This is a genomic window from Streptomyces sp. A18 (assembly GCF_059026065.1).
The window spans coordinates 41,233-55,251 of sequence record NZ_JBWLKL010000005.1; the positions used below are offsets into that span (position 1 = coordinate 41,233).

Annotated in this window: 16 protein-coding genes and 1 riboswitch; of the genes, 6 read left to right on the forward strand and 10 right to left on the reverse strand. The window is 68.9% G+C overall.

Annotation, left to right across the window (positions count from 1 at the left end; translation table 11 throughout):
* Window positions 1–102: 102 nt before the first annotated feature.
* Window positions 103–765, reverse strand: a complete 663-nt coding sequence (locus AC5P1C_RS10335) for a response regulator (protein WP_493865420.1) — start codon at window positions 763–765, stop codon at window positions 103–105.
* On the reverse strand, window positions 762–1,889 hold the full coding sequence (locus AC5P1C_RS10340; RefSeq protein ID WP_493865421.1) for a sensor histidine kinase: 1,128 nt from the start codon (window positions 1,887–1,889) through the stop codon (window positions 762–764). The genes AC5P1C_RS10335 and AC5P1C_RS10340 overlap by 4 nt, the downstream gene beginning before the upstream one ends.
* A 232-nt stretch (window positions 1,890–2,121) precedes the next feature.
* On the opposite strand from AC5P1C_RS10340, the gene AC5P1C_RS10345 reads away from it, so the two are divergent.
* The gene (locus AC5P1C_RS10345) at window positions 2,122–2,574 is read left to right on the forward strand and encodes a DUF6223 family protein (RefSeq protein ID WP_493865422.1); all 453 of its coding nucleotides are present in this window, start codon (window positions 2,122–2,124) and stop codon (window positions 2,572–2,574) included.
* Window positions 2,575–2,758: 184 nt separating this feature from the next.
* Here AC5P1C_RS10345 and AC5P1C_RS10350 read toward each other — a convergent pair whose 3' ends face one another.
* Together AC5P1C_RS10350 and AC5P1C_RS10355 are read right to left on the reverse strand one after the other, a co-directional pair.
* Complete coding sequence (locus AC5P1C_RS10350; RefSeq protein WP_493865423.1) at window positions 2,759–3,199, reverse strand: DUF4267 domain-containing protein; 441 nt, start codon at window positions 3,197–3,199, stop codon at window positions 2,759–2,761.
* A gap of 109 nt (window positions 3,200–3,308) precedes the next feature.
* On the reverse strand, window positions 3,309–3,755 hold the full coding sequence (locus AC5P1C_RS10355) for an anthrone oxygenase family protein (protein WP_493865424.1): 447 nt from the start codon (window positions 3,753–3,755) through the stop codon (window positions 3,309–3,311).
* 91 nt (window positions 3,756–3,846) lie between these two features.
* On the opposite strand from AC5P1C_RS10355, the gene AC5P1C_RS10360 reads away from it, so the two are divergent.
* Window positions 3,847–4,425, forward strand: a complete 579-nt coding sequence (locus AC5P1C_RS10360) for a TetR/AcrR family transcriptional regulator (protein WP_493865425.1) — start codon at window positions 3,847–3,849, stop codon at window positions 4,423–4,425.
* Between the two features lie 138 nt (window positions 4,426–4,563).
* Here AC5P1C_RS10360 and AC5P1C_RS10365 read toward each other — a convergent pair whose 3' ends face one another.
* On the reverse strand, window positions 4,564–4,692 hold the full coding sequence (locus tag AC5P1C_RS10365) for a hypothetical protein (RefSeq protein ID WP_493865426.1): 129 nt from the start codon (window positions 4,690–4,692) through the stop codon (window positions 4,564–4,566).
* 126 nt (window positions 4,693–4,818) lie between these two features.
* Here AC5P1C_RS10365 and AC5P1C_RS10370 point away from each other — a divergent pair, with 126 nt between their 5' ends.
* Window positions 4,819–5,631, forward strand: a complete 813-nt coding sequence (locus AC5P1C_RS10370; RefSeq protein ID WP_493865427.1) for an SAM-dependent methyltransferase — start codon at window positions 4,819–4,821, stop codon at window positions 5,629–5,631.
* Between the two features lie 6 nt (window positions 5,632–5,637).
* Here AC5P1C_RS10370 and AC5P1C_RS10375 read toward each other — a convergent pair whose 3' ends face one another.
* The 5 genes from AC5P1C_RS10375 to AC5P1C_RS10395 form a co-directional block, all read right to left on the reverse strand.
* Window positions 5,638–8,067 (reverse strand): beta-L-arabinofuranosidase domain-containing protein, encoded by a 2,430-nt coding sequence (locus tag AC5P1C_RS10375; protein ID WP_493865428.1) that lies wholly within the window; start codon window positions 8,065–8,067, stop codon window positions 5,638–5,640.
* Between the two features lie 328 nt (window positions 8,068–8,395).
* Complete coding sequence (locus tag AC5P1C_RS10380) at window positions 8,396–8,998, reverse strand: HutD/Ves family protein (RefSeq protein WP_493865429.1); 603 nt, start codon at window positions 8,996–8,998, stop codon at window positions 8,396–8,398.
* Window positions 8,999–9,103: 105 nt separating this feature from the next.
* On the reverse strand, window positions 9,104–9,589 hold the full coding sequence (locus AC5P1C_RS10385) for an SRPBCC family protein (protein WP_493865430.1): 486 nt from the start codon (window positions 9,587–9,589) through the stop codon (window positions 9,104–9,106).
* A 132-nt stretch (window positions 9,590–9,721) separates the two neighbouring features.
* Window positions 9,722–10,369, reverse strand: coding sequence for a class I SAM-dependent methyltransferase (locus AC5P1C_RS10390; protein WP_493865431.1), 648 nt, complete (start codon window positions 10,367–10,369; stop codon window positions 9,722–9,724).
* Window positions 10,370–10,453: 84 nt separating this feature from the next.
* Window positions 10,454–10,828: a rodlin gene (locus tag AC5P1C_RS10395; RefSeq protein WP_493865432.1), complete on the reverse strand. Its 375-nt coding sequence runs from the start codon at window positions 10,826–10,828 to the stop codon at window positions 10,454–10,456.
* Window positions 10,829–11,066: 238 nt separating this feature from the next.
* On the opposite strand from AC5P1C_RS10395, the gene AC5P1C_RS10400 reads away from it, so the two are divergent.
* From AC5P1C_RS10400 to AC5P1C_RS10410, 3 genes are all read left to right on the forward strand, one after another.
* Window positions 11,067–11,258 (forward strand): hypothetical protein, encoded by a 192-nt coding sequence (locus AC5P1C_RS10400; protein WP_493865433.1) that lies wholly within the window; start codon window positions 11,067–11,069, stop codon window positions 11,256–11,258.
* 102 nt (window positions 11,259–11,360) lie between these two features.
* Window positions 11,361–12,161, forward strand: coding sequence for an inositol monophosphatase family protein (locus AC5P1C_RS10405; protein ID WP_493865434.1), 801 nt, complete (start codon window positions 11,361–11,363; stop codon window positions 12,159–12,161).
* 497 nt (window positions 12,162–12,658) lie between these two features.
* Window positions 12,659–12,815, forward strand: a riboswitch (cyclic di-AMP (ydaO/yuaA leader).
* Window positions 12,816–12,817: 2 nt separating this feature from the next.
* Window positions 12,818–13,582, forward strand: coding sequence for a transglycosylase SLT domain-containing protein (locus AC5P1C_RS10410; RefSeq protein WP_493865435.1), 765 nt, complete (start codon window positions 12,818–12,820; stop codon window positions 13,580–13,582).
* Window positions 13,583–14,019 lie beyond the last annotated feature (437 nt).

Below are 14,019 nucleotides of genomic sequence, written 5' to 3' on the forward strand. Positions count from 1 at the left end.
CGTACGCCCTCAACGCCGACCGCCTGGCTGCGAGTGCGCCTGTGCCTGTGAGTGCGCCTGCGCCTGCGCCTGGGGGGCTTCGCCTCACCGCGCCTGGCGGCATCAGCGAGCGTTCGGGGTGATCAAACCGGATTCGTAGGCAAGGACGACGAGTTGGGCCCGGTCACGGGCGTGGAGCTTGGTCATGGCCCGGTTGATGTGGGTCTTCGCGGTCAGCGGGCTGATGACCATGCGGGCGGCGATCTGGTCGTTGGACAGGCCCCGCGCGACCAGCGTGACGGCCTCGCGTTCACGGCTGGTCAGCCCTGCCAGTTCCTCGGCGGCGCCGGTGTGGAGCGGCTGGGTGACGTACCGGTTGATCAGCTTGCGGGTGATCGACGGTGCCAGCAGGGCGTCACCGCGGGCGGCGACGCGTACGGCGTGCAGGAAGTCTTCCGGCACGACGTCCTTGACGAGGAACCCCGCGGCACCGGCACGCAGCGCGTCGAAGACGTATTCGTCGAAGCCGTAGTTGGTCAGGATGACGACGTGCACGCCGGCCAGGGATGGGTCGGCGGCGATGATGCGGGTCGCCTCGATGCCGTCGAGGACCGGCATCTGGATGTCGATGAGCGCGACATCGGGCAGGTGCTGCCTTGCGAGCGCGATGCCCTCCTGCCCGTCGGCGGCCTCGGCCACCACCTCGATGCCGTCCTCGACGTCGAGGAGTGCGCGGAATCCGCTGCGCAGGAGCGGCTGGTCGTCGACCAGCAGGACACGGATCACGACACGCGGTCCATGGGAAGTTCGGCCTGAACGCTGAAGCCGCCCTGGCCACGCGGTTCCGCGCGCAGGCTGCCGCCGAGGGCGCTGACGCGTTCGCGCATGCCGAGGAGCCCCACCCCAGGCATCGGGGTGCTCGGCGGCGCCGCCGTGCCGTCGTCGTCGACTCGTACGGTCAGGGCATCCGGACGGTAGCCGATGTGGACCGACGCCGATGTGGCGGCGGCGTGCCGGCTGATGTTGGTGAGTGACTCCTGGACGATCCGGTAGACGGTCCGGTCAAGAGCCGCCGGGAGGCCCTGGCGATCGCCTTCGATCGTCAGGGTCGCGTCCAGGCCGGTGTTCCGGGCCCGTTCCACCAGGTCCGGGACGCGGTCCAGTCCATGCGGCGGGCTGCTGTCGTCATCACGCAGCGCCTCCAGGGTCGCGCGCAGTTCCCGGGACGCCTCACGACCGGCTTCCCGGATCGCCAGCAGGGCCTCCGGAACCGGCTCACCCCGCTTGTCGGCGACATGCACAGCGGCTTCGGCCTGCACCTTGATGACCGAGATCTGGTGAGTGAGCGAATCGTGCAACTCCCGTGCGATGTGCAGCCGTTCCTCGTCGGCGCGGCGCCGCGCGGTCTCCTCCCGGGTGCGCTCGGCCTCGTCCGCCCGCCGCTCCGCCTGCCGCAGCGCTTCACCCGCGGCGCCCGCGGCGACCAGCCAGGCAATCTCCAGGGCCCCTCGGGCCTGCGCGAACGCCTCGCTCATGTCGCGCAGGGAAATCAGGGCGGCGAGCGGGAGAGCGGCCAGCAGGAGCACACTCGCCACCGCGGTGATGATGCGGTGCCCCGCCCTGACCGCCGCGTACACCGCGAACAGGAACGCGACGGCAGGCACATCGAATCCGGTCGCCTGGTAGCCGAGCGCACACAGGCCGGAGACGGCCAGAACGGGAACGGGAGCCCGGCTGCGCGCCGCCAGCGCCAGGCCACCGGTCGCCAGAAGTCCGTAGCCGAGCAGGTCGAGGCCGCCCACGGCCGAGCTCTGCTCCGACACTCCGGTGACGAGCAGCGTCGCCGCCACCCCGGCGGCGATCGCCCAGTCCCTGACATCGGCCCGGACACCGAACCGTTCTGTGGTCATACGCGGACCCTAACCGCAGGACGCAGCCGCCGAGTCCCGCCTCGGGACGAGGAGTTGGCTACCACGCACGCGGTACCGCTGCGACGGCTGTGGTATTCGCAGCACCCGGCTGCGCCACCTGCAGCAGTGCGAACTGTCTCCGTCTGCTGGACGACCGGCGATGTGCCCGGCGGACATCCTCGGACGACAACCAATCCGTGGACGAGACGCACAAGAACGAAGGAAGAGACACATGAGTTCACCAGAAGCCCTTGGGCCGGTCCGACTGACGCTTGCCGTGGCCGCGGCCGCCCTCCTCGGAGTGTTCATCCTCGCGGCACCGGCCGCCGCCCACGCCTCCGTCCAGCCGACCGCCGCCAGTGTCACCACCATGAGCGCCGGTCGCCTTGGGGCCAGCACGGCGGCCGTGCTCGCACTGACAGGCGTGATCATCGGCGGGCTGGCCCTGGCCCGCCCGGCCGGTCGCTTCGGCACCGGCACCGGGCGACTGGGAGCCGGTGCGGCCCTGTCGGCGGGGCTGATCGGCATGGCCATCGGTGGCCTGGTCGTGGCCACCTCCGAGGGAGGTCTCGGCACCGGAAACGGACTGGGCGGAGGCATCGTGGCCCTGGTGGTGGGGCTCATCGCCGTGAGCCTCGGCGGGCTGGCTCTGGCCCGCTACCTTCACACCGTGCGCACCGGCTGAGGGGCCTCGGGGGCGTCGTGCAGGTCGTGAGCGGTGTGGCTGCGCCGCTGGACAGCAGGGCCGGACCCTGGACGATCCGGATACGCGTCCGGATCACTCCCCCGCCTCCGGTTCGGCGGGGGGTGACGGGCCGCGTGAGCTGTTAACACCGCCTATCCCCCCGACACGCCGCGCCGAGCAGGCGTCAGGCGGTCTGCGGGGAGGGCGTTGTCGGGGCGGGCGCTGTTGGGGCGGCCTCGACCTCGCGGGTCTCGCGCATGATCAGCAGGCCGTTGACCACCATCAGTGTCGCGGTCAGGGCGTGGACGCCGAGCGCGGTGGCCACGGAGCCGTGGTGGGCCAGCACGGTGGCCATGTCGCCGTATGCGGCGAAGGCCTCCACCAACAGCACCCAGCCCAGCGCCCTGCGGTGACCCGTCACCAGCAGGATGCCCAAGACCAGGGCCAGGACGACGTCGCGGATTCCCTTGACGACCAGAAACCCGCCGCCGTCGCCGGACGGCCAGCTCGGCAGGCCGAAGCCCGGGGCCGTCATCTCCGGGCGCACGATGAACTCCGTCCCGAACCAGAGGATGAAGAGGATGAAGGCGACGACCAGGAACGTGTTGATCTTCTTCAGCGACATCGTTGTTCTCCTTGCGAGTTGCGAGTCCTCGTCGGCTTGATGAGCTTCGTGGAGCTTGCCGCGTCGCGTGAGGCCTGCTCGGGCCGCGCACGACGGGGCGGCTTTGGCGTCAGGCCAGGGCGGCGACCAGCAGGGCGAAGGCGGCGATGATGACGGCGACGCGGATGTAGTGGAAGCGGTCCCAGCGGGTCATCTGCTCCTTCCAGTCGTCCGGCAGGTTGCCGGCGGTCCATGTCTTGACTCGGTTGTTGATCGGGACGAGCAACAGGATCGACATGATCACGCTGACGATCAGCAACGCGGCGGCGGTGACGACGAGGCCGGTGCCGTCGTGGCGCCAACCGGCGATGGCCCAGACCCCGACCAGGGCGAGTGAGGTGATGTACCAGAACGGCATCACGGCGCCACCCAGCCGGGCCCCGTGGGTGCGGCCGCGCAGGCCGTTGTCGCCGGGCAGGCCGTTGAGGATCGGGGTGAGGAAGAAGGAGACGGCGAACTCCACCCCCACCATCACGCCGACGACCACGGTGGTGAAGACCTCAAGTGCGTTGAGCATGATGGCCCTTCCTGGGATCTAGCACTGCTAGCTGATGAGGCAACGCTAGTACTGCTGCCGCTCGATTGTCTAGCAGTGCTAGGATCGAATCATGTCGGTCAAGGAACGCAAGCAGCGCGAACGGACGGAACGCGAGCGCCTCATCGTGGCCACGGCCCGCGAACTCGCCGAGCAGCAGGGATGGGACGCGGTCACCACCCGGCGGCTCGCCGAACGCATCGAATACAGTCAGCCGGTCCTCTACAGCCACTTCCGCGGCAAACGCGAGATCATCGGCGCTGTCGCTCTGCAGGGCGCTTCCGAGATGGCCGTGGCGATGCGGGCCGCAACCGCCGCCGCGGACGGCCCGCACGCCCGGGTCACCGCGCTGGCCCGTGCCTACCTCTCCTTCGCCGAACGCCATCCGGCGGTCTACGACGCCCTGTTCCAGCTCGACGGCGGCCTGGCGTACGCGCAGGAGACCACCCCCGAGCCGTTGAAGGACGCCTTCGCCGCCCTTCTGGAGAGCCTCAGCGAGGTCGCCGGGGACGGCGTCCACCCAGGGCTGTTCACCGAAGTGTTCTGGGCTTCCCTGCACGGCCTCGCGACGCTGACACGGGCGGGACGACTGCCGCCGGAGGACATCGAGCCGCGGGTGGAGCTACTGGTGGACCGGCTCGCCGTGGTCTGACGCACCGTCCCGGCGCGCACGCAGCCGCGGTCCTCGGACCCCTGCCCGGTCCGCCACTCCGCGGGGGCCCACCATCAACTGACGGCGCGCCAGCAGCACTCCCCCGGTCAGGGCGGCCAACGCCGGGGGGCGGTGATCCTACCGGGCCCCGCACCCCACGTCCGCGACGGGCCCGCCGCCGTGCTCCCGCACCCGCTCGGCGAACAGCGTCATGACCTCGCGCTCCGCCGGCAGCGCGGTCAGTCCAGGAGCCGTTCTCCGCATCAAGCATCCGAATCTCCGTACGTCGTGATCCACATGCCTGACAATGGCAGCACGATCAGCACGATCCGTTGCCGCCGCAGCGGCTGTGCACCCAGAACACCTCGTGGGTGAGCGAGAAAAGGGGAAGACGTGAGTGAGAGCCAGCAGCCGTCGGACGTGTCGGGCAGGCTGAATACCGGGGTCGCGCACAACGCACGCGTGTGGAACTACTGGATCGGCGGCAAGGACAACTACGAGGTCGACCAGCAGGTCGGTGACCAGGTCGCCACGATGTTCCCCGTGATCCGAGACGTGGCCCGCGCCGACCGCCTCTTCCTGCGCCGCGCGGTCCGATTCCTGACCACCGACTGTGGGGTACGGCAGTTCCTGGACATCGGCACCGGACTGCCGACCCTGGACAACACCCACGAGATCGCCCAAGCGATCGCACCCGAGTCCCGGATCGTCTACGTAGACAACGACCCCATCGTGCTGGTCCATGCCCGCAGCCTGCTGACCGGCACCCCCCAGGGAGTCACTGACTACATCGACGCCGACGTCCACCACCCGGACGGCGTCATCGAAGGCGCACAGGTAACCCTCGACCTCGACCAGCCCGTCGCGGTCATGATGCTGGGCATCCTCAACTTCGTCCTCGACACGGGCGAGGCACAGGACATCGTGCGCCGGATCATGGCTTCGGTCCCCTCCGGCAGCTGGCTCGCCCTGACCCACCCCACCACCGATTCCGATCTCGGTGGCGAGGGCAACGTCGAGGCCATGAAGTTCTGGAACGAGAACGCCACACCGCCGATCACCGCCCGCAGCCGCGCGGAGGTCAGCTCATTCCTCGACGGACTGGATCTCGTCTCCCCCGGCCTCGTGTCTTGCTCGCAATGGCGCGCTGAGTCCAACTCCGCTCCCGTACTCCCTCAGTTCGGCGCCATTGCGTTGAAACCCTGATCTCTGTCAGGTCACCCGCCACAGGTGGTCCGCCGTGCCGTTGTCCTCGAACTGCACGACCTGCGCGCTGTTGGCCGTCGACATGCCGTCCACCCCGAGGACCTTGCCGCTGTGCCGATTGCGGAGCAGGAACCAGCCGTCTCCCTTGTCGACCTGCTCCCAGCACAGATGCGCGGCTCCGGTGTCGGTGAACTGAACGGCCTTGGCGGAATTGGCGGTTGACGCATCCTCGATGCCGAGCACCTTGCCGCTGTAGCCGTTGCGCAAGCTGTACCGCCCCTCGCCTCGGTCGATGAGCTGCCACGCGTGGTCGCCGGTACCGGAGTCGTCGAACTGGACCACGCGCCCGCCGTCGTCCAGCGACATGCCGTCGACCGCGAGGACCTTGCCGCTGTGCCGGTTCTCGATCCGACGATAGGGAGGCTCGGGCGTCCACGGGCGGCCGTCGGGCGTCGCCGTGGGGAAGGCGGTGACGCGCAGCCGGGCCGCGCCCATCGGAATGAGCGTGACCTCTTCCTTCGCACCGGTGGCACGAGCCGGGCTTCGCTGGAGGGGTGCCACCACGTGCTCGTCGTCCGCGACCCATTCCTCCAGGCGCCGGGCGCGGGCACGGATGCGTACCGGGACGCCCTCGTGCGTGAACGGGTCGCGTGTCAACGGCCCCGGGTCGACGGTGAAGGAGAGGTCATCACTCGGGTCGGGGGCGAGCGCGTAGTTCCAGGGAGTGGTCGCGTGCACCGCTTGGTGCGGGAAGGCGTCCGTGCCCGCGTACCGCTCGTAGGACTCGCCTATGCGCAGGGAGTACGTCAGGGGACCGCGGTCGACACTGACGGCGCCGCTCTTCCAGGTGCGCACGGCGGTGCGCTGCGGCAGCCGCAGGGTGATGCGGTCGCCGTCGCGCCACGTGCGCTCGACCTCGGCGAAAGCAGGCCCCTTCGGGGCCTTCGCCTTCCGTCCGTTGACGGAGAGTTGGGGTGTGTCGCACCAGCCGGGTATGCGCAGCCGGAGCGGGAAGCGCACCGGCTCGTCCATGTCCAGGGTGAGGGTGACGGTCTCCTTGAAGGGGTAGTCGGTGTCCTCGGTGATCGTGACCGAAGTGCCGTCCCCGACCTTCGCCGTGACCCGGCACGGTGCGTACATGGCCGCCGCCAAGCCACGGTCCGGAGTCGCGAGCCACAGCTCCTCGGTGAAGTACGGCCAGCCCATGCCGTAGTTGTGCGGGCAGCAGCGGTACTGGTCGACGCCCGGCTGGAAGGCCTGCATCGCGAACCCGTTCTGGAACTGCCCTTGGGTCTTACGGGTGTTGTCGAGGTCGACACTGTTGGCGCTGGTGACGTAGTGGACGCCCGATCCGGCCGGGTCGGTCGCCGCGGGGAGCAGGTTGAAGGCCAGCTCTTCGCACAGGTCGGCCCAGACCGGGTCGCCGGTGATGCGGGTGAGGAGTTCGTGGCTGGCCATGAACTCGACGGTCCCGCAGGTCTCGAAGCCCTGCCGGGGATCGCTGAAGCCGGGACGTGAGTTCTCGTCCCCTGCGAAACCGCCGCCGGGGAACTGTCCGTACGTCCCGATCGCGGTCGCGTAGTTGCGGTACGTCGCCCGGGTGTGGGCCGCCTTGCCGGAGCGCAGGGCGTACTGGGCGGGCTCGCGAAAACCCTGCGCCACATTGACGTTGTGCCAGTCGGCGACGCCGCCGGCCCAGTCCACGCCGTGGGTGTGCATCTTGTCGGCGAGTTCGAGCAGGAAACTCTCCTGGGTACGGTTGTAGACCCAGAAGGCGACGTCGAGCCCGTCGCCCCATCGCTTGGAGACCCAGCTGGAGTCGAAGGCGCTGGAGCCCTGCGCGTTCATGAAGCGCAGGAACCGCAGCAGGAACGGCAGGATCCGCTCGTCCCCGGTGAACTCCTCGTGGGAGCGCAGCGCCTGAAGGAGCGGCAGGTAGGGCCAGAAGTCCGGGCCGCCGTTCAGCTGCGTACGAAGCCTTCTCGGGCCGAAGAACCCGTCCGCTTCCTGGGTGGCGATGATCGCGTCTATCCACCGGCGGCACTCCGCCAGGGCGGTGCGGTCTCCGGTGAGCGCGGCGAGGTCGACGTATCCGCGCAGCCAGTACGTCACTTCCTCCCACCCGGCCTTGTCCGGGTGCACCCAGCCGGAGTCGTCGAACGCGAGGAAGTGCGAGACCTCCGCGTACCGCCCGAACAGCCCGCCGAGCAGGAGATCGAGCTGCCCGCGCAGCCAGCCGCGCGCGGTGACGCTGCCCAGCGGAAGCTTCTGGAACGCGGTGGGGGCCAGGGGTGCGGCGTTCGGTCCGTACAGGCCGCCGCGCGCCGCGGTCGCCGCCTGCGCGGCGGGGCCGGTGACGGCGACCGTCCCGCCGGCCGCGCCGAGGGTGATCGCGCCGGAGCTCAGGAGGAAGTGGCGTCGGCCGAGATGCGTCATGAGTACCGTCCCGTCGTTGTCCGTGGTCGCTGGTGGCTGCCGTGCTGGGCGCTTTACAACGTTGGAAAACTGAGGTGTACGCGTGCTCTACGTGCTCTACAACGTGGGAAACAGGGGCAGTTGGCATCTCAGCACCGAGTGACGGGATTGTCCAGAGGGAGGGATGGGGCCAGCCGACCCCGGCAATCCGTCCCCTCACCGGCCCGCGGTTGGCAGGCGGGCCGGCGGGTTCCCGCGGCCGTCGTGCGGACACGAGCCGGGACACGAGCCGGAGCGGAGGTCTACGACGCGGCCGCGCATGAGGTGCTCGGCGGGGTGGACGGCCCTCTCAGCGTGCCGCGGTGATCCTGATCTCCGCCACCGTGCCGTCGCCCCGCAGTGTCAGCATCCCCGCACCTTCATGACGTACACAGTCCAGACGGCCGAGCGCGGTCTCCGCCCCGTCCGGTCCGCCGACAGCGATCCCCTCGGTGGTGGCCATCACGAGCAGCGTCTCGCCCGCGGCACACGCCATCTCCGTCCCCTGAGCGGCAGCGACGGTGGCAATCCGCACCTGTGCCGTCGCCCGGCCTCTGCGGGTCATCACATTCATGTCGCGCACCGCACCCGACTCCAGCCGACAGTCCGTCGCCGCATCGCCGGAGAAGGCAAAGGGGCTCAACGGCTCTACCGGGTGCGGGGCCCCGTCCACGGTCAGCACCATGCCTTCGCCCTCGACCAGGGTGATCACACGGTCGACCCCCGGGAACGGAGAGAAGGGGCCGCCCGCGTCCACGTCCGCGACACTCACCCGCCAGTCGAAGCCGTCAGCGCGTTGCGCCGAGGCCAGGGGCTCTCGCACATCGCCGGACGCGACCTCGCGGGTCAAGCCGCCGCCGTTCTTCCACGGCATGCTGTCGTATTCGTTCCAGCGCAGAACGTCTCCGCCCATCCGACGCCGCCTCCTTCTTCCCGTGCTTCCAGTCGTGGGCCGATGAGCGCGTGCAGGCGCGTGATCACCGACTCCGGAGGCAGCCTAATCCGTAGGCGTGGACGTTCAGGAGCCGGCGGCCGGGGCGGCGAGCTTGGCCAGATGGTGCAGCGAGTTGGTGAGATGCTCGGGGCCGAACGGCGGGAACTGGAGGTAATCCCGGATGTACCGCGGCACCGCCGACCAGTCGTAGGTGAGCGTGACGGCGGTCTCGGACGGACCGAGCGGCGCTAGGTCGTAACGCCAGAACCAGCCGCCGAACTCCAGGCGACCGTCCTCCTTCTCCTCCCCCGTCATCCAGCCGATGGCGCGCGGCGGGTCGAGCACCTGGACCTTGTTGGCCACCCGGTAGTCACCGTCCGGATGGTTGGCGTGATACATGTCCATCCGGAAAACCTGCCCCACCTCACTCAGCGGTGCCCGGTCGGCGGCTTCCTGGACCCAGCCGGTGCCGTCGATTGAGGCATGCGTCGTCGGGTCCGCCAGCACCGCGAACACCCTCGCGGCGGACGCGGCGACAGTCAGGGTTGCCCTCACGTTGTCCTCAGCCACGGTGTGCACGCTCCATGCCGTCTCGTCTCGGCCTCCCGCAGGTGCGGAAGGAAACGTTCCTGATCTGTAGACGCGGCAGCCAGGCGAAACTCATCGGTTGTGTACGGAAGCGCGGTGGCCAGCCCGGCCCGCCTAGGCTTTACGGGCGAGCAGGTGAATCGCCTGGAACTGCCGCCGGTCTGTGGGCTGAGGCTCGCGGACCATCCGGGCCACCTCGTCCAAGCCGGACTTGCGCAGCAGCGCGGCGAGGTGATCAGGCCACCACCGGTAGGCCGGCGCGACCGAGTGATCGAAGACCTGCGTCGGGTGCGACGGGTCATCGTTCGCCGAAAAGCCGAGCAGCAAGTGACCGCCGGGTGCCAGCACACGATGGAACTCGGTCAGGATGGCGGGAAGTTCCTCAGGCGGAGTGTGGATGATGGACCAACGTGAGAGTACGCCGCCCAGCTCGCCGTCGGCGATGTCCAACGCGGCCATCGAGCCCACGTCGAACTTCAGGCCCGGATAGGCCTGTCGAGCCAACTCGATCATCGTGGAGGAGGCATCAACGCCGGAGGCCGAAAGCCCCAACTCGGCGAGATACGCGGTGATATGGCCGGGCCCGCACCCCAGGTCCGCGACCCGGCCGTCCCCACTCGCACTGACGGATTCGGCGAAGGCACCCAAGATCGCGCGATCCAGGGGAGCCTCGCGCAGCGAGTCTCGGAACAGATCCGCGTAGGTGTGGGCGGCGGCGTCGTATCCATCGCGGGTGGCACTGAGGGCATCGTGTTCGACCATGCCAGCGACACTAGTTGCTGACGCCGAAGCGAGCCGAGGGAAGCCGGATGCTCAGGCCCTCTGCAGCGCTCTGCGGGCGTCAGCTCAGTGGTTGTTCACGCCGTTGCCCGACAGCGCCGGGATGTCGTTGAGGATGTGCGACAGCGGCTCGTCCTGCTTGGCCTGCGTGGAGTTGTCGGCACACTGCTGGTTCTGCGGGGCCGAGAGGACCGGGATGTCCTGGACCGCGACCGGCACGAGGATGCCGACGAGGGCGCCCACGTTCGCCTTGACGGGAACACCTGCACACAGCTTGTTCAACGAGCCCTCGACCAGGCTCGCCTGCGGACTCTGATTCCCCGCGGTGGCGCTGTTGCCGAACGTCTGCTCGGCACCGTTGCCGCTGAGCGAGGTGGTGCCGGTGTCGTCGCCGATGGCGGCCGCTCTGGCCGGCGCCGCCGGCCAGAGCGGCGGCAGCAAGCCCCAGGGCGAGGGGGAGATTACGGGTACGCATTGCACTCCAGAACGGATAGTCGCTTGCCAGAAGCGTCAGTACATCCATCGATGCCCCCAAGTGTGATCAATTCGCCCGTTAGCGGAGTGCCGGCGTAGCGATGCTGACGACTGGCCGCCGTCCTTGTCCGGATCATCACGGCACCGCACTGTCCCTGGAACCCGCGCGAGGGGTAGCCAGTGCCCCAACGGATAGGGTCGAGGCATGTCGTCCGACCTCCCCCAGACTCTGGCCATGGCGTTCCTGGAATCCCAGGAGATAACCACGACGGACTGCCGCCGATGCGGCACCGAGGTGTCGGGCGTCAACGGCCGCTACGCCTGCGGGGTGTGCGGGTGGGTCAACAACTGGACTGAGGGCCACAACGAACTGCCCAGCGGCGACAACCACTCATAGCGCTGCGCCACAGCGGTCGAGCGGGACGATGAGTGCGGAGACCCGGCACCTGTCGGCTGGCTCAGCGCACGGAGCGGGCATTGCCCCGATACTCTGCACCGCATGATCAACTCGAGTCCGGGGCTTGACGATACCGAGGTCGCGATAGCCGCGGCGCTCGCCGGCGCGCAGGCCGTGCACACCAGGTACGGGCAGCGGCACACCCGCATCGACAAGGGTGCCGGGGACTTCGCCACTGACGCCGATGTGGCTGCCGAGGAGGCGATCCTCGGCGTCATCCGTGCGGCGCGGCCCGAGGACGCGGTGCACGGCGAGGAGGGCGGGCAGCGAGGTGCGGCTGACGCGGCCCGCCAGTGGCTCGTGGACCCCTTGTGCGGCACGCTCAACTACGCCGTCGGCAACATGCTGGTGGCCGTCAACGTGGCCCTGCGCCATGGCCCGGCCGCGGTGGCCGATCCGTTCAGCGGCGAGGTCTTCTTCACCGACGGTGCGACCGGTTGGGTTCGGCGCGACGGGAGCGACACGTTGCTGGCGCCGACGGCCGGCACCCAGCTGGTCGACGTGAACCTTGATCCGCCTTTTCCGAGCGCGCCGGGATTCCGGGCCGTGAACCTGCTCGCCCACCCTGATTTCGTCGAACGGTTCCGGCCGCGGGTGGTGTCCACGTCGCTGGCGCTGGCCTGGGTCGCCGCCGGCAAGCGCGCCGCGTACGTCACCGACGGCGGTGACCTGACCGCCAGCCTGCACTTCGCCGCCGGCATCGCCCTGTGCCGGGCCGTCGGCTGCGTCGTCTCCGGAGTCGACGGCGCTCCGATCGGACACGCAGGCCGCGGGCTCGTGGCGGCTGCGGACGCCGAGACTCACGGGATGCTGTTGTCGATGATCCAGGGTCGGCGCGGCTAGTCGGCGCAGATAGCGGTGCAACCTGGTTGGGATCAGCCCCTGACCGGGGCGTTCTCACCGGGATCGACCCAACGCAGCCAGTGCTGGAGCAACGCTCGCCCATCGTGATGCGTCGACACCACCCAGTGTCCGTCTTCTGACGAAACCAACCTTCTTCGCATCATTGATGGCTTATATAAATTGCTGTCTGTATTGCGGGATACTCATGCGGAATAGCGCGCTCTGGCAGGCCGTCGATCCGCATTCCACCCGCACTCCAATCCGTGAAATGGGTCACAGGGGCAACGAGTGCGGCTCCGGGAGTCGCCGAGCGTACTTCCGTTCCACGCAAAGAAAGTTGGGCTTTTCGATCAAAGGGTGCGAGAGCTTTCGATCACCACGGACAAGAGGTGCGCATTCCCTATGTGAATTCTGGTCTTGTTTCGGCCGCACTTTCTCGCCTAACGTCACCGTCAATCCGGATGGAACGCCGAATCCTGCCGCTGTCCGGAATCCCTTCCACTCACACACTCACGCACGGCAGGAGCGGGGGACCCAGGTAAGCCGCCGATCCGGAATCCGGAACGGCTCGGGGTGAAGTCGCATTCACAGTGTGGCCGGACATCTCCCGTCCGAACCCGACAGCTCACCTCGTAGGCGACGGAGAGGAATTCGTCATGCCTGCAAAGGGTAAGCACCGCCGCCCCAAGTCCAGCTCCCTCACCCGGGGCATCGCCGCCGCAAGCACCGGCGGGGCCGTGCTCGCACTCCCGATGCTCGGCGCTACCGCCGCCAGTGCGGCGCAGCCTGCCGCAGCCGCCAAGCCCGCCGCCGCCCCGAAGACCTACGTCGTCACCGCGGGCGACTCCCTCTCCAAGATCGCCCGAGAGCACTCGCTGAGCGGCGGCTGGAAGAAGCTGTACGAGGACAACCGCAGCGCTCTCGGCGACGACCCGCGGCTGATCCACCCCGGTCTCAAGCTCACCCTCGGTAAGAAGGCCCCGGCCCAGGCCGCGGAGAAGTCGGACGCCTCCAGGACGTCCGCCGAGCGGGCGGACCGCTCCGAGCGCGGGAACGCGGCGGCCGCCGAGCCCGCCGCCGCCCCGGCGAAGAAGACGTACACCAATGACCTCGACGGCTGGATCAAGGAGTCGCTCGACATCATGGCCCAGCGTGGCATCCCCGGCTCGTACGAGGGCATCCACCGCAACATCATGCGCGAGTCCTCCGGCAACCCGCTTGCCACCAACAACTGGGACTCCAACGCTGCCGCCGGTACCCCGTCCAAGGGTCTGCTGCAGGTCATCGGCCCCACGTTCGACGCCTACCACGTGCCCGGCACGTCGTTGGACAGCTTCGACCCCATCGCCAATATCACGGCCGCCTGCAATTACGCGGCGGACCGGTACGGGTCGATCGACAACGTGAACGGCCCGTACTAAACCGCATTCAGTACCCTCCGCTGTAAGCCCCGGCACGCCATGTGTCCGGGGCTTCGGCCTTTTCTGGGACGAATTCCTCGCGTGCAAATCAGTACCGAACTCGTCAGCAACGGGACAGAGTATTGAGGTGCCGTCATATAGCCCCTGAGGGCGGGCAGTTCGCGAGGCCCCGGATCTCGGGGAGTTGTCGGAAGCCGCCTGCCGTGTATGTCGCGACCGCGGGGACGTCCCGCACCCCGGATTCCGTCCGGTGCCGACGGGACAGCGCACGCTTCGCCGTGCGTGCAACAACCGGAACTTGACTCCAACTTGAGGCGGGCTGCCGAGCAGGCGGAGAAATCGGTCCGTAGGGTGCGCTGTCCGGCATCGTCGGTGGATGTCCCCACCGCCGGTCCCGGCTGCAGTCCTGCGCAGGGGGCGTCTCGCTTTTGCCCCCA

Bases quoted from the DNA above. Each gene is read 5' to 3' on its own strand.
- AC5P1C_RS10340 (WP_493865421.1), bottom strand. From the start codon at position 1,889: ATGACCACAGAACGGTTCGGTGTCCGGGCCGATGTCAGGGACTGGGCG.
- AC5P1C_RS10345 (WP_493865422.1), top strand. From the start codon at position 2,122: ATGAGTTCACCAGAAGCCCTTGGGCCGGTCCGACTGACGCTTGCCGTG.
- AC5P1C_RS10350 (WP_493865423.1), bottom strand. From the start codon at position 3,199: ATGTCGCTGAAGAAGATCAACACGTTCCTGGTCGTCGCCTTCATCCTC.
- AC5P1C_RS10355 (WP_493865424.1), bottom strand. From the start codon at position 3,755: ATGCTCAACGCACTTGAGGTCTTCACCACCGTGGTCGTCGGCGTGATG.
- AC5P1C_RS10360 (WP_493865425.1), top strand. From the start codon at position 3,847: ATGTCGGTCAAGGAACGCAAGCAGCGCGAACGGACGGAACGCGAGCGC.
- AC5P1C_RS10375 (WP_493865428.1), bottom strand. From the start codon at position 8,067: ATGACGCATCTCGGCCGACGCCACTTCCTCCTGAGCTCCGGCGCGATC.
- AC5P1C_RS10380 (WP_493865429.1), bottom strand. From the start codon at position 8,998: ATGGGCGGAGACGTTCTGCGCTGGAACGAATACGACAGCATGCCGTGG.
- AC5P1C_RS10390 (WP_493865431.1), bottom strand. From the start codon at position 10,369: ATGGTCGAACACGATGCCCTCAGTGCCACCCGCGATGGATACGACGCC.
- AC5P1C_RS10400 (WP_493865433.1), top strand. From the start codon at position 11,067: ATGTCGTCCGACCTCCCCCAGACTCTGGCCATGGCGTTCCTGGAATCC.
- AC5P1C_RS10405 (WP_493865434.1), top strand. From the start codon at position 11,361: ATGATCAACTCGAGTCCGGGGCTTGACGATACCGAGGTCGCGATAGCC.
- AC5P1C_RS10410 (WP_493865435.1), top strand. From the start codon at position 12,818: ATGCCTGCAAAGGGTAAGCACCGCCGCCCCAAGTCCAGCTCCCTCACC.